The sequence below is a fragment of the Pleionea sp. CnH1-48 genome, assembly GCF_024124665.1.
In the GTDB taxonomy this organism is placed as follows: domain Bacteria; phylum Pseudomonadota; class Gammaproteobacteria; order Enterobacterales; family Kangiellaceae; genus JAMXSB01.
Window position 1 is genome coordinate 1 of record NZ_JAMXSB010000023.1, and the last position, 16,828, is coordinate 16,828.

The following is a 16,828-nucleotide window of genomic DNA, read 5'->3' on the forward strand; positions in this document are numbered from 1 at the left end:
GATTCTCCTTCCATTGATAAGGCGATGGCTTCCGGTGTTGTTTGCACCTGTTGTTCAAACTGACTGAGTGCTGATTCATAAACCTTATCCTTCGCAACAACAGGATTGAGATCCCTGGTTAAGTGTTGAATATCTTGCTCAGAAAGTAACTCAATCTCATTGACGGGTTGCTCAGTAGATTCAATCAAGGTGAGCAAGGTTGTCTTAAACTCTTTCACCATGGCATCAAGTTGCGTTGGCGTCATTACTCTGGATTTGACGGCAAAATTAATGGATAACTGCTTTGCCATCAAAGCCGTCAATTCAATGCCATAATTCGAATCATGATAAGAATCGATCACTTCTACATCGAGAGCACCACCAGACAATCGTTCTTCAACTTCTTGGTCCAATGGCGTATTTTCAAATACCAATAAGCTGTCAAATAATGTATTACCAAAATGACTGAGCTTCTGAATATTCAGCAAGGGCAGCAGACCGAACTCTTCTCGCTCAATTAATTGTTGATGCAATTGACGTAACCAATGGCCGACACTGTCATGAGACTCAACATCAATAACAACAGGAACGGTGTTAATAAAAATACCGACAATATCTTCAACACCACGAAGATCCGCTGGACGTCCCGATGTTGTGGCCCCAAAAGCAACGGTTGACTCATTGCTATACCGGGCCAACAGTAATGCCCATGCCGCCTGAACGAGCACATTGGTTGTCACTCTTTGAGAACGAACAAACTCAAGAACCTGTTGAGTTTGCTGCTCGTTCAATGTCATATCCAACTCGAGTTTTCCAACGTTATCTTGACGCGGGTTCTGAGCATAAAAAGGAAGTGATGTCATTCCATTCAGTGTACTGAGCTGCTTCTTCCAGTACTCATCGGCTTCATTCCAATTTCTTTGTTGTAGCCATTCAACGTATTCACGATAAGTCGCTGCAGGCTCTTCTCCCTTTTCTTGACTCGCGTAAGCCTTAAAGACATCGTCAACTACCTTGGTCGTACACCAGGCGTCTAATAACGCATGATGGCGTGACCACAACAAAGCATGTTCGTTATCCGAAATCTTGAATAATGTCATGCGCATCAAAGGCGCTTCATCTAAACGAAACGCCTTATCGCCATCGGCTTGACGATAATCATGAATATGAGCTTGCTGCTCAGATTCTGGTAATGTGCTGATATCAAAAATTTGCCACGGCATGCTTGCTGACAAGTACACTTTTTGATGAGCATTTCCCTGCTCTAAGCCAACAAAACCCGTTCTAAATATGGCGTGCTGCTCAATTACATTGCCCCAGGCAGATTTGAAGTTTTCGACATCCAGATGTTTAATATTAAAAAGTGTCTGAACAGTATAACTGCCAGCCGCTAACATTGAGTGAAACAGTAGTCCTTGCTGCATCTCTGTCGCAGGATAAAGATCAGAGACCTTCGAGTCTATCGACCATAACTCCAAATCCTCACGAGAAGCCTGGGCCAGAGGAAAGTCTGATGGTGTATAGCTCCCGAAGTTAACTGAACAACAATGCTCGATAATCTCCAGTAATGAGGTTTCTAACGCCGACAAGAAATCAGCCAACTTATCTTCTTGATAATGCTCTTTATCAAACATCAAGCGGAACTGCATACGCTGGTTTTCCACTTGGGCATTCAAGATCAACGAATAGGCCGAGTGCCTTCTTAAACTTACCGAATTTCCACAAGATTCGTAAGCGGGCTGTAAAACACCCTCATCTTCCAACACACGATCCAGCTGTCCTAGATAGTTAAATACCAGTTCTGGATCAGGTAATGCATTAATATCAGCATCATTCACCATGTGTTTAAAAACGCCGAAACTCAATCCTGAGTTAGGCATCTGGCGATATTGCTCTTTGATGTCACAAATAGCATTAGCAATATCGTTCTCTTTAACATTAAGAGAAACAGGGAAAACAGATGTTAACCATCCGATGGTGCGTGTTAGATCAATAGAGTTATCAGGGCAAGTGCGTCCATGGCCTTCCATATAAAGACGCAATGACTCTTCTCCACTCCATCGATAGAAGGCAAGGCTAAGAGCAGCTAACAGGAGCTCATTAATCTGAGTACGATAAGTTTTTTGACATTGCCCCAGTAATTTTTGAGTAGCAGATGCCTCTAAACTAAAATCAAGAATAGAAGACTTTGCAAGTAATAAAGGCTTTTGCTCTCCTTTACCAGCAATATCACAAAATCTTCTGGCATGTGACTGATACGAATTAAGCCAGTAGTTTTTCTCTTGCTCTAACTCTTCTCGTCGGGCCCAATCGGATAGATGCTGACTCCACTGCTGTACCGATGCAGAACGAGGTGGTAGCTGTAATGGACTTTGATTAACACTCTGCTCAAGGAGTGTTTCAAAGTCTTGTAACAGGATACGCCAAGACACACCATCAATAACCATATGGTGGAATATTAACAGCAAACGACCATCTTCAGATTCATTTTTCGATTTAAACAGTACAGCCTTAAACAATCGTCCTTGGGTCAAATCTAAAGACTGCTGAAAACTTCCAGCAATATCTTCAAATGCTTCTGCGTTTAATGAGTCGGAATTAACACACTCAATTGAGCTAGAAATTACTCTCGAGATATCGTCTCGGAACTCTGCATGCCAACCATCACTTTGATGCTCAAAACTCAACCGTAAAATATCGTGTTCCTCACAAACTTTCGTCATGATCGGCTTTAATAGCTCAATATCAAAGTAATCTGGCGTTGTCAGAAGCACCGATTGATTATAGTGATGTAAATCCATGGTATTTTCTAAGAAAGCCGCCTGCATAGGCAGTAATGTCAGACTTCCTGATGCCTTGCTATAGCTTTTCTTCTCTGCATTTTCCTCAGACCTTTTGGCTAACGCACGTATGGTTTTGGCGTTAAATAAGTCTGTAATGCTAAAAAAGATGTTTTCTTTTGCAGCTCGTGATGCCAACTGTATAGATAAAATCGAGTCACCGCCTAGCTCAAAGAAATCAGCATTCACACTGATTTCATGCTGAGGAGTTTTTAATAACTGCGCCCAAATTTTCTGCAAAACTTTTTCTGTGTGCGTTTGAGCATCTTCCCATTGCTTGCTGGAAGAGTCAGGTACTGGCAGTGCTTTTTTATCAACTTTTCCGTTTCTGTTGAGAGGCCAGCCTTTTATCTCCATAAGTACAGCAGGAACCATATAGTCGGGCACTTTCGACCCAAGGTAGTCTTTTAGCTCTTCAACAAGCGAAGCTTCAACGCTTTGTTTAGCGGCGATAAAATAGCCTACTAACTGAGTTTGTTCCCCACGCTTTATGGTTGAAACTAAACAAGACTCTACGCTTTCGTGGCGCGAGAGTTGAGCTTCGATTTCTCCACACTCAATACGATACCCATTCACTTTAACTTGCGAACCAGTACGTCCTAAAAATTCAAGATTTCCATCTGGAAAATAACGAACACGGTCACCCGTGCGATAAATCTTTTCTTCTTTCTCTGAAAAAGGATTATTAATAAAACTTTCTTTATTAACATCGTCGAGGTTCAAATACCCCTTAGCAACACCGTTTCCACCGATAAACAACTCACCAGGCGCCCCAAAGGGCACCAGTTGTCGTTGCCCATTGAGTACATAAAAGCGAGTATTAGGCATTGGCTTGCCAATCGGGATCGTATCTGTCAACTCTTCAAGATTTTTTGTGACATCATAAATAGACGCACCGACTACCGTTTCGGTGGGGCCATAATGATTATAAATCTGACTATTAGGAAACTTGGCTTGCAACGCTTTTGCCGTATCAGCATGAAATGCATCGCCGCCAATCACAAAAGCATGCAGCTGCATAACAGGCTCTTCAACCAACTCAACCAGAGCCTTGGTATGCATTGGCGTCATTCGTAGCAGCCAACTTTTTTGTTGTTCACCCACAAGTTTACTAGCTAACTCAGGAAGGATGGCATCATACTGTAAGAAGTTGACAACGCCTCCAGTCATTAAGGGCAAGTATAAAGAGGGCACAGTAATATCGAAAGCAGGCAGAGTGACTACCAAGGAGCCATCTAATTGAGTGTAATAATCATTGAGGGCATATTGGCAATAATCCAACAATCCAGAATGACTGATCTCGACACCTTTCGGTTTTCCTGTAGAGCCCGAGGTATAAATAATGTATGCGGTATCTTCAGGCTCAATGGCATCCTTAAAAATTTCACCGGAATATTCATTAAGCCAATTGCCTTCATAAACTGACTCGTCCAACATTAATACATCAACATTAGACATTGAGAGCAAGTCTAGAGTTTGATTCTCTACCAATACCATTTCGATATCAGCATCTTTTAATATTGCGTCAAGACGCTCGGTTCCTTGTTCAAGCAACAAGGGAATATAGCTGCATCGGTTCTTTAATATCCCTAACATCGAGATAAGCAGTTTTGAGGTAGGGTGTAGAAGTATTCCAACACGTGCACCCTCTTCAACACCGCTCTCCTCTAGCAGCGCAGCTAAACGGTTAGATTTTTCCCACAACTCTGCGTACGAGAGCGTTCCTTCTTCGTCTACAACCGCTGTCTGATTTTGATATTGTTGAACAATATTTTCGATATGCTTCGGAACGCTGTTCTCACCGTTAAACTCGACAGCGGTTTGATTGAGTTCATCAATCAGAAATGCCTCTTCTTCGCTAGACAACAATGCCAGATCCGATATTTTTGCTGCGGGCTGGTCAACTAAGCTCTCTAATAAAGTTTGGGTATGTCGGCTTATTGCTTCTATCGACTCTTGCTTAAATAACGCTTTGTCATATATCCACGAAAGAATGATGTGTTGCTCATCACTTTGAACATTAAAGTGAAGATCATATCGAGCAACTTCCCGTTGATTACCAATAGGCTCAAAAGTCAAACCGGGTATGCTAAGTTCAGATGCCGCATTAGTATCCATACTCATCAAGATCTGGAAAGCTGGCGCGTACTGCGTCGAGCGCGGTATATTACACGCATCAACAACCTGTTCAAAAGGTATGCTCTGGTTAGCCTGAGCATCCAGATTAACAAGGCTAACATGCTTAATGAAGTCTTCTACTAGTTCGTAATCGGTATTGGTTCTCAACACAAGAGTATTCACAAAAAATCCGATCAACCCATCCAACTCTGCTCTTGTTCTATTAGCAACAGAAGTTCCGATAACCACATCATGATTGTTGCCATGACGTGCCAGTACAAGAGCAAACACCGCATGCATGAGTACGAATGGCGTTACCTGATAGTGCTTAGCTAAAGACTGTACTTTTTCGCTTAGGCTTTTTGATAACGGAAGCTTGACACACTCACCTTCGAACTGCCTTGACAAAGGACGTTCATAATCCAGAGGTAAACTGTGAATAAGAGGCATCTCTTCCAGCTGCTTTTGCCAGAACTCCGTTTGAGACTGATGTTCTCCGTTCTGAATTTGCTGTTCTTGCCAAGCTGCATAATCGATGTATTGAGCAGGTAACTCACTCAGTTGAGGTTGTTGTTTTCTAACAATGGCATCGTAACAATGAACAAATTCACTGATAAGCACTCCGGTTGACCAGCCATCAGATACAATGTGATGTATATTGAAAACCAATACACCTTCCTTTTCTGATCCTTCCGATAGCTGAAGATATTTAACCCTAAGCAACAAATCTTGGCTCAAAGAAAAAACATGACGCCCTTCTTGCTCAATGATCTCATTAACTTTGGCCTGCTTCTTATGCCCCTCTAATTGGCTTAGATTGTCATAAGAAATAGAGAAGTCGATGCTCTCTCTTATTGTTTGCCGAGGCCCTTCTTCCGTCTCGACAAAAAGACTTCTCAACACCTCATGACGCTGAATGATGTGCTCAATGGCTATTTTCGCAACTTGAGTATCAAAGTCTCCACGAACTTTTACTGCAGCAGGGAGGTTATACTCCGAACTGCCTCCACCGAGCTTATCAACAAACCAAAGTCTTCGTTGTGCAGACGATAAGGGGAAGTCAGCCTGTGAGCTACGATCAACAGCAACAATGGGCGATATGCTTGCAGATGATAGCTGATTCATCGTATTGGTTAAGTACTCCAGAATCGCTGTCTTATTTGACTTAATCAGCGCAGCAAGCTCTGCTGTCATGACACCCTTTGGCGCCTTAACCTTTAGCTCTCCGCTAACCTCTGTGATTAAAATATTTTTTTCGGTTAACGAATCAATAATATGCTCAATTGACATCAAAACGAGAACTCCTCTACTTCGTCATCGTCCATACTTTCGATTATCTGGTCGGCCTGCTGCAGCTTCTTTTGTCGCTCAATAAACTCAGCAAGCGCCTGAGTAGTGCTGTAAACATATAGTTGTCTCAGATCAACTTTGATAAGCAGCGCCTGTTCTATTTTGGTCACCATTCTGACAGCCAGTAGAGAATGCCCACCTAAATCCATAAAGTTTCTTGTTACACTGATATGCTGTATGTCGACTTCCAACAGTTCAGCCCAAAGCTGGCATAACTGATGCTCCATGTCAGTCGATGGAGGAACCAGCTCTCCCGAATCTAATTGACTTTCGATATCAGGCAAAGCTTTCACATCAACCTTACCGTTGGCGGTTAGAGGCCACTTTTCAATAAATGCAAAACCACTTGGCATCATGTAATCCGGCAGGTGTTGAATGAGCTGTTCTTTAAACATTTGTATCAGCTCTTGCTCTGTAAAGTCGGTCGCTTCTTCGAGTTGAACATAGGCAGCCAAATACTTTTGTCCTAGAGAACTTTCTCTGGCTTGAACTAAACATGACTTGACATAGAGACAGTCAGTCAGCTGCTTTTCAATTTCACCTAACTCAATTCGAAAGCCTCGAATTTTGACTTGATGATCAACCCGGCCAATAAACTCTATATTTCCGTCTGGCAGATAGCGTCCAAGATCACCCGTGCGATACAGCTTCTTATTAAGATATTCATGCTCAATAAAACGATCTCGTGATAACACTTGGTCGCCAAAATAACAGCGCGCTACACCAACACCACCAATGCATAGCTCTCCTGCAATACCGATAGGCATTAATTGTCGTTGCTGATTAACAATGTGGAATGATTGGTTAGATAATGGCTTTCCATAAGGAACAGATTTGCGCCCGCTGGTATCTTCTTTAATTGGATAATGAATAGACCAGATAGATCCTTCTGTTGCACCACCTAGACTATAAGTGTTAACACCAGGGAAAGCCTGCCATAAACGCTTGGGCAAACTTGGATCAATCCAGTCACCACTCATTAATATGTTGCGAATCGGAGCAGTTGACGCTCTATCTTTGGCTTCGAGCTGCTCGACAAGTAACGACGCCGACACAGGAACAGTGTCCCAGAAAGTGATTTGATGCTGCTCAACCATCTCTAGCCAGTGGGTTGGGTCGCTGGCACGATCATCATCAGGAAACACCACTTCTCCACCAACCGCCAGCAAACCAAAAATATCATAAACAGATAGATCAAAACTCAGGGCTGATACGGCTAGCACCTTATCATCACGAGTCACTTCGTATTGTGCATTAATATCAAGAATCGTATTAACAGCGGATCGGTGCTCAATGGCTACGCCTTTAGGTTGTCCTGTAGAACCCGAGGTAAAAATAACGTAAGCGAGATCTTGTGGTTCTTGTAAATGTTTGAAGCTCCCGGTATTGACTTCATTAATGTTCAATAAAGCACAGTCTATTGATGTTACCGAGTCGATAGCGTAGAGACCATCTTTGATCACCACAAAGCGGCACCCTGCTTTTTCTATAATTTTTTCGCAACGTTCATCTGGCCAACGTGTTTCTACTGGCAAATAAGCCCCGCCCGACATCATAATGCCTAAAGTCGCAGCCACCTGCCACCGACCTTTCGGCAGACGAACAGCAACTAACTCTTCCTTACTAACACCGTAATCCAATAGTTGCTGATAGATAGCAAAAGTCAGCTGATGCAATTCTTTATAGGTAATACTGCCATCAGAATCACTCACGGCTATACGCTCAGGATACTGCGACACACTGTGTAAAAACAGTTCATGTAAACGCTGCTCGTAAGGATAATCCACTTGCGTATCATTCACAGTATGAAGTAGAAAATCTAATTCATTTGGCAACAGCATAGGGAGTTGTTTAACAGGCTGTTGAGCCTGCGCTAGCATTCCCTCCAAAATACATTGGAGATGAGGTAACACTCGACTCATGATGTCACCATCATATAGCTCAGTTTTTACCTTTAACTTTAATGTTAACTCTTGCTCCATATTGGCAAGTAAAGTAAGGCCAAAATTGGTTTCTTCATAAGTAGCAATATCCTCTACAAGAAAACCATTATCTCCCATCTGGTCGCCTATATTTTTGTCTACCGGATAGTTTTCGAATACGAACAAGGTATCGAAAGCATTACCAATAGGTGAGCACTGATGGATATCGGTTAGCGGTAGATAACTAAACGAATCAGACTCAACATGAGCAGAGTGCAACTTCGCCAACCAATCAGTTAGATTCTCGTTACCAGAGAAATCAGCAACAACAGGGATAGTATTAATGAATAGACCAATCATCTCCTCCACTTGATTGAGTTGAGCAGGTCTTCCAGAGACAACGGTACCAAAGACGACTCGCTGCTCACCAATGTAGCGGCTTAACAGATAGGCCCAAGCCCCCTGAATAAGCGTAAATAAAGTGCATCGATGAGATTGAGCAAACTGGTTTAACGCACTACTCACCTCTTGGGAAACAACAAGTTGATATTCTTTTTGTGCAGCAGATAGTTTCGATGTCTGCTGTGGGAAGAAAGAGGCATTATCTAAAACCGATAAGCGTTCCTTCCAGTAAGCTTTGGCAATGTCGAGTTCCTGAGCTGCCAACCACTCTATGTAGTGTTTATATTTAGGGGCATCCTTAAGAATCAGATGGCCTTGTTCTTTCAACTGACTGTAATAAGCAATAACCTCACGGAAAAGCAAAGCATTGCACCATCCATCCCATATTGCATGATGGTGCGACCAGAGGATCTTGTAATGCCCTTCAGCTAGATAGAACACATGAAAACGCATCAACGGAGGTTTGTGAATATCAAAACCTTTCTGCTTATCAGCCAGACGCGCCTCTTCAATCTGAGCTTCTTGCTCTTCACTATTACTTAGATCGAGGATGTTCCACTCTAACTCAGCATCGGTTACAACTTGATGATAACCGCTACCCATGGCATAGAACGCCGTTTTTAAAATATCGTGACGCTCTAAAATATATTTCCATGCTTGCTGAAAAAGTTGCAGGTCGAGCTGAGTCACCGTCAACATTAACTGAGTAACATAAACATCGGACTCCAGCTCACTTTGATAAAGTAATCCTTGCTGCATCCCGGTAGCAGGATATAAATCGTGCACTTCAATATTCTCGGTCAGCTGTTGTAGCTCTTGAATATTGACTGATGATAATGGGAAATCAGATGGCGTGAGACAAGGCTTCGACTGAGATGAACAATAATCGATAAGATCACACAGCGCTTTTTCAATATCATCTGCAAGCGCTTTTATCTGGCTCGCTTTTACCTCACTGGGCTCAAAACCAATATCGAAGCTCAATGACTCATCAATAATCATGGCAGTAATATTGATTTTTTCATCGGCTTTGTAGTCCATACCAATGTTGTTGCCACTGTGTTCTGAAGCAAAACCAAACTCACTGTTTTGCTCGAATAAACTATCCATCTGGCCCAGGTAGTTAAACTGGATTTCTGGTTTAGCCCTTAAGCCAATTTGAGACTCTACATATTCACTGAGAACTCCATAGCCAATTCCACCATGAGGCACAGAACGACAGTGCTCTTTAGTAGCGATGATTCGCTCAGCCATTGATGGGTATTGAACAGCGAGTGTTAATGGGTACTTGTTGGTAAACCAGCCAATCGTTTCACTCAAGTCGATGGCCTCATTTAATTCTTCACGGCCATGATGTTCCATCAACAATGAAACATGCGATAACGACTCGAAGCGAGAAAAAGCCAAGCTTAAGGCACTAACTAACAACTCCTCAATACGCGTTCCAAATGCATGATGAGCATCATTTAGCAGTATCTTAGTAAGCTCTTTAGACCATTGCACCTGCTCTTGTTGATAATCAGTGGTTTCAGTGGTCTCTCCTTCGAATGGCAAAGGTTGCATATTGTCTATCTGTGTTTGCCAAAAGTCGCCTTCTTTTAAACATCCAGTGTGAGAGGCATATTCTTTCAGATATTCGGACCACTGTTTGATAGAAGAAGTTTTTCGGCCCAACTCCAGAGACTGTTTAGATTGGTTTTGATGCCACAAAGTCGATAGGTCAGACAATAAAATACGCCAGGACACACCATCAATCACTAAGTGATGATAAACAATGAGTAGACGCTTCTCACCTTCTGCTTCTATCAACACCCATTTACCAATATTTGTGTTATCAAAAGCAATAGCGCTTTGTGCTTGCTGAGTGACGGCATCGAGATCCTGCTTTATTGATTCAACCACTTCATGACTTACTAAGTTGTCGATATCAATAGTCTCTGTTGACAAAAAGGAACCCGCTACCTGTGAGTTAAAACACAAGCGCAAGGCATCATGTTTCTTAACGAGCACAGATACCATTGATTTTAAATCGTTGAGGTTCAAAGATTCAGGAACCTCAAGCATCACCGATTGGTTGTAGTGATGACATGTCTTATCACGCAAAAAAGCTTTTTGAACAGGTAACGGATGATAATCACCGGACACATCCCCTTGCTCAGCATTAACATGTTGTTGAAGAGCAACATCAGGTGCTAGCTTTGCGATGGTTTGATGTTCAAATAGTTGACGAGTCGAGAAATAGTAGCCTTGTTTTGCAGCTCGACTGATCATTTGAATCGATAAGATAGAGTCTCCGCCTAAGCTGAAAAAGTTATCATGAATGCCGACTTTCTCTACGCCTAATAGTTCTTTCCATATCTCTACTAAACATATCTCGACGTCACTTGATGGCGCAACATAGGCATCCATAACACTGGCATTAAGAGAGATGTCCGGTAATCTATGCTTATCGACTTTACCATTAGCATTTACCGGTAAAGCATCAAGATAAACAAACACTTGAGGAACCATATATTCTGGTAGTTGCAGAGCTAACTGTTTTTTTAATTCGGCTTCATCACACTCTGCAACGACATAAGCAGCGAGAACCTGACGCTCATCTTTTTGCACAACAACGACAACAGCAGACGAAACTCCAGAACACCCAGCAATGGCGTGTTCAATTTCACCAGGCTCAATGCGATATCCACGGAGCTTAATCTGTTCATCCTGGCGCCCTATATATTCAAGCTGTCCATCATTATTCCAGCGAACGCGATCACCAGTGGCGTATAACCTTCCATTCATAAATGGATTGTCAATGAAACTACAAGCGTTTAACTCAGGACGATTAACATAGCCTCTCGCAAGGCCAGCTCCGGCGATATAGAGTTCCCCCACTAACCCAGGTGCAACCGGCTCTTTGTTAGCATCTAAGATATATAAATGATGGTTGTCCATCGGGCGGCCAATCGGCAAGCGTTGTGCAAGCGTCTTGATATTTTTTGTCACGTTATAAAGTGAGCAACCTACCACAGCCTCAGTCGGGCCGTAGTGATTATAGATAACGCTTTCTGGAAAAGCTGCCTGTAGCTGCTTTGCTACAGAAACAGGAAACTCAGCCCCACCGATAACAAAAACATGTTTCTGCTGACTTAGATAAGACTCAGGCAATAACGCCAGAAGTGCTTTAACATGCAAAGGTGTCATGCGTAGTAAGACGTTATTCTGCTGCTCAACTAATGTTGCTGAAAGCGCCTCGAGAATACAGTCATTTTCGAGAAAAGTTACCTTATCGCCTTTTAGCAAAGGTAAGAAAAGAGCAGGCACGGTAATGTCGAAAAGTGGAGAAGTGACAACAATCGAACCCGACAGATGAGCCTGATAATAATGATTCAACGCATACCGGCAGTAATCCAGTAAACCACTGTGAAGGATCTCAACGCCTTTGGCTTTTCCGGTAGAGCCTGAAGTGTAAATAATATAAGCGCTGTTTTCTAAGGACAACTCAATAGATGGGTTGTCACGATTATAGCTCGATAACCAGTCAGCTTGCTGCCACCCCTCTAGATCAACCAAGTCAAGCCCTGCGGTAGGCAATGCCTGATGTCCACTATCATCAGATAGAGCAACTTCGATGTCAGCGTCTTCTAGTATCGATCGATTGCGCTCACTACTGCCTGAGCTGTCGATAGGTACATATATGGCTCCAATTTTCATCGCTGCCAACATAGCTATCAACATAATTGGAGATGCGCCCAAGCACAATGCAATGCGTTCTTCAGTCTCCACTCCCATTTCAACGAGAAGGTCGGCAAGCTTATTGGCTTTTTCGTTCAATTCGGAATAGCTGTAATCTAATCCACCATAACAAACGGCAGTGACTTCTGGTTTACTAGCAGCCATTTTTTCGAAGTCGTGAATAATAACGCGGTCACTGTGATTTTCTGATACAGCCCCTCGGCCTATTTCTAATGATTGTTTACGTTCACTATCCGTCAACATTTCTAGCTTTGAAACAGCAATATCTGGAGCATCTACGATGTTCGAAAGCAAACGCTCGAATCGTGCGGCCATTTGTTGAATGCTAGCATCAGAAAAAAGTTCTGTTTTATATAACCAAGCAAGTTGAAGCCCTTGCTCTGTTTCATAGATGGATAAGTCCAGATCATAATGAACCCAGTCGATCTCTCCCCCGACTTCTTCAATACTCAATTCGGACTGCTCAGTAGACTCCTCCCGTCGTCCATCAAGTAGCTGAAACTTAATCTGACAGAGTGGGTTAAAAGAGAGGTCGCGTTCTACGTTAAGTTCTTCTACCAATAACTCAAATGGAATATCCTGATGCTCGAAAACATCAACGACTTGGCGCCTGTTCTCTATCAGCAGCTGCTCAAAGGATTGTGAGCTATCAATAATATTTCTAAATACTAAAGAGTTAACAAAAAAACCAACCAGCGACTCAAGCTCTGGTCTGCTGCGGCCAGCATTGGGAACCGCCATAACAATATCGCTTTCGTTACTGTACTTAGCGACAAAAAGAGCGAAGGCCGTTTGTAGCAAGATAAACGGTGTCACTTGCTTTTCGTTAGCCAAAAGCTCCAGCCGCTGATAAAGCTTGCTGTCTAAAAGATGACGATGAGAGTTTGCAGAGAATCCTTGCTGTTTAGGACGAGGATAATCCGTTGGCAGCTGATGCAACTTGGGGATATCCGACAAATACTTGCGCCAGAAGCCAAGTTGCTTTTCTTTCTGACTACCTAGCAATTGCTCTCTCTGCCAAAGTGAAAAGTCAGAAAACTGGATATCAAGCTCTGCAAGATGATGTTCTTTTTCGTTTGCCAGGGCGCTATAGATAGTTAAAAACTCACTGGCCATTATCTTGATTGACCAGTCATCGGAGATGATGTGATGAATATTCATGACCAACATCGACTCCTGTTCACTGACTCGCAAAAAATGCACTCTTAATAAAGGTTCATTGTCCAGCGAAAAAGAGTAGTTGGTTTCTTCATGAATGATCTGTTCTAGAGCTGCCTTAGCTTCAACCTTAGAGATATCCTGATAATTTACCTGAAACTGAATATCTTCATGAATAAGTTGCTGCGCACTTCCATCCACGCTTAAAAAATTAGTTCTTAGCACACTATGACGTCTAACAATTTCTTGAAACGCACTTTCTACCAACGCAGCATCAACAGTCCCTAATAAACGATACGCTCCTAATATGTTGTAATGAGCGCTGTGTTCTTCTAACTGATCGATAACCCATAGCCGTTGCTGAGAGAATGATAAAGGAATATTCTCTACTTCATGAGTGCGCTTTGTAATAGAGGCATCTTCTTGCTCAGTCAACCACTCAATTATTTCGGCTTTTCTCTCTTTCAGTTCAGCAACGATCTCCTCGGTTAAAGCACCTGGAGCCGCATTGATTTTTAAGTTCTCACCAACAAGTGAGAGGCTGATAGAACGCTCAATGCAAGAATCAAAAAACTCTTCCATCTTCATATTATTATTTCCTCTGTTTGCCCTTCAACAGTACGAGTCACCTGCTCAATTTTGGCACTTATGCTATGTTGACGTGATTTCTCAGCATCAATATGCAGGGCCAGACTACGAATATCAGGTAGCTCAAAAATATCTTTTATAGAAAGCTCAACTTCAAATCTTGATTTAATTTCGCTGAGCAACTTCACCATTAACAACGAGTGCCCACCTAACTCAAAGAAATTAGTGGTCACACCAACAAGCTCGCTTTTTATTCCAATCAGTTGAGAAAACAACTCAACCAAACCTTTTTCTAACTCGGATTCTGGCTCTACAATCTCATCGCCAATTTGTTTTTCTTCTGGTTTTGGTAGTGCTCTTTTATCTATCTTTCCATTAATGGTTAATGGCCAGGTATCTAATGGAATAACAACTGACGGCACCATATAGGCAGGTAAAGAATCAAAGAGGTATTGGTTAAAGCTTACCGTCGTTTCTGCTGCCTTATTTTTAAACACCACATAAGCGACAATCCGCTTTTGACCCAACCCGTCGCTCGCAGTATCCACCAGACAAGATGAAACAAGAGCAGATTGCAAAATAACGCTTTCAATCTCTTTTAACTCTACTCGATGACCACGAACTTTTACCTGACCATCATTTCGACCAACAAAATGCACAACGAAGTCATCGTCGTATCGAACCAAATCCCCCGTTCGATAAAGTCTTGCATCTGATTGTGAAGAATAAGGGTGATTAATAAATTTCTGTTTGGTCAGTTCGGGTTGATTTAAATAAGCTCGCGCCAGACCAAGCCCGCCGACGCACAACTCACCCACGCCCCCCCGAGGAACCAGTTGATTTTGCGGTGAGAGAATAAATAACTCCGTGCCGTTAATAGCCCGCCCCACAGGAATAGGTTGCGAACTCTCATTCCATGCTGGGATGGGATAGCAGCAGGTAAAGGTTGTATTTTCTGTAGGTCCATACCCGTTAATAACGGTTGCAGAAGGGAGCGCTTGTTGAACACGCTGAACAGCGGCAGGATTTAACACATCTCCGCCAGCTAAAATCCAGCGTAAGTGCTCAAACTCGGCAAGAGACTCACTCCAGATATCAAAAAGCCCGGCCGTTAACCAGAGTGTGTTTACTTCATACTGTTGTAATGCTGCATTTAAAGAATCAATATCTATCGACTCTTGAGGATAGATGACGCAGCAACCACCATTGAGTAACGCTGCCCATAACTCAAATGTCGCAGCATCAAAAGACAACGAAGAAGCCAACAGCGTCACCGTTGACGCACCTAGCTCAATATAATTCGGGTCAACAAGTGTGCGAATAACCCCTTGATGAGGCACCAAAACGCCTTTAGCTGTTCCGGTTGATCCCGAGGTATAATTAATATAAGCAACCGATTCTGCTGAACGCAGGTCGCTTAAGTTATCACACTTTAAAGAAGGTTCTAATTGCTCAGCAATGAGCTCCCATTCATAATCAATACGCTGAACATTATCACCAAAGGCAAGTTCACTCACCGCCGTCTCATCGGCTAAAATCCATCGAGCATGACAATCTAATAACAAACTCTCTTTGCGGCTGGTTGGATAGTTAGGATCAATGGGCACATAAACACCACCGGCTTTTAAAATAGCAAGAATGGCAACGACCATATCGATGGACTTTTTTGCACATAGTGCAACATGAGACTCATCACCTATACCTAATGACTTCAAATAAGTCGCAAAGCGGTTAGCTCTAGTGTTCAACTCTTGATACGTTAAAGACTGTTGATTATGAACCAGCGCAACTTTCTCGGGATACTGTTCAACACAGCTTTCGAAACGCTTGTGTACCAGTAAACAGGGAACCTCGGCCATCGCGTTTGACCAGCTACGCTCAATTAATACGTCTTCTTCTTTGTCAGATAAAATCGATAAATCACTTAGCTTCAAGTTTTGATGATAAGTGCCAGCAAGTTGCGATAATAAATTGATAAAATGTTGTAACAGTTGCTCTACCTTTGATGCCTTGAACAGAGAAACATCGTATAGTCCAGATAAGGTTAAGCCTTGCTCATTAAAATCGGCAGTCAGTTCTAGATCAAACTTAGCCATTGCCTTGTTATCTAATACTGGTTGGAGCGATAGGTTTGATAGTTCAAAGCCTTCGCTCTCATTGGTATCCATTGTAAAAAGGATCTGGAACAAAGGCGTGTATTGTTGGCTTCGACTCTGACAACAACGCTCAACTAAAAACTCAAATGGCACATCCTGATGCAACTGTGCATCCAGATTCACTTGCTTTACATGCTCAAGATAGTCATTAAAATCGCTATAGTCTGTCGAAGTCCGCAACACCAATGTGTTAACAAAAAATCCGATCAATGCATCCAATTCCGATTGCGTTCGATTCGCTACCGGGGTACCAATCACTATGTCTTGACTATTGCTGTGTAAACTAATTACCAGCGACAAGGCAGCATGAAGCAACATAAAAGGAGTAAGCTGACTTTCTTGTGCTATGGTGATCAAACGTTCTGCGATATCACGTTCTAGATGAAGATTAATGACTCGTCCTTCAACACCTTTCAGCTCAGGCCGTTCAAAATCGAGAGGTAAACCATGAACCACTGGCACATCCTCTAACTGAGTCTGCCAGTAACCCAACTGCTGCTCCAACACCTCACCACTCAACCACTCTCGTTGCCAATGCGCATAATCCATATACTGAACCGATAACGGAGCCAAC

General features: G+C 42.6%; 3 protein-coding genes. All 3 read right to left on the bottom strand.

Annotated elements, in window-relative coordinates; all coding sequences use genetic code 11:
• Positions 1-6,227, bottom strand: a 6,227-nt coding sequence (locus NH399_RS24900) for a non-ribosomal peptide synthetase (RefSeq protein WP_253044193.1), incomplete at its 3' end; no start/stop codon positions are given.
• A complete protein-coding gene (locus NH399_RS24905) occupies positions 6,227-14,098 on the bottom strand; it encodes a non-ribosomal peptide synthetase (RefSeq protein ID WP_253044195.1) in 7,872 nt (2,623 codons plus the stop codon). The genes NH399_RS24900 and NH399_RS24905, both read right to left, overlap by 1 nt.
• Positions 14,095-16,828 (bottom strand): amino acid adenylation domain-containing protein (locus tag NH399_RS24910; protein WP_253044197.1); only part of this gene is annotated, 2,734 nt, incomplete at its 5' end. The genes NH399_RS24905 and NH399_RS24910, both read right to left, overlap by 4 nt.

Excerpts from the sequence above, each read along its gene's own strand:
- NH399_RS24905 (WP_253044195.1), bottom strand. The coding sequence starts at position 14,098 with ATGAAGATGGAAGAGTTTTTTGATTCTTGCATTGAGCGTTCTATCAGC.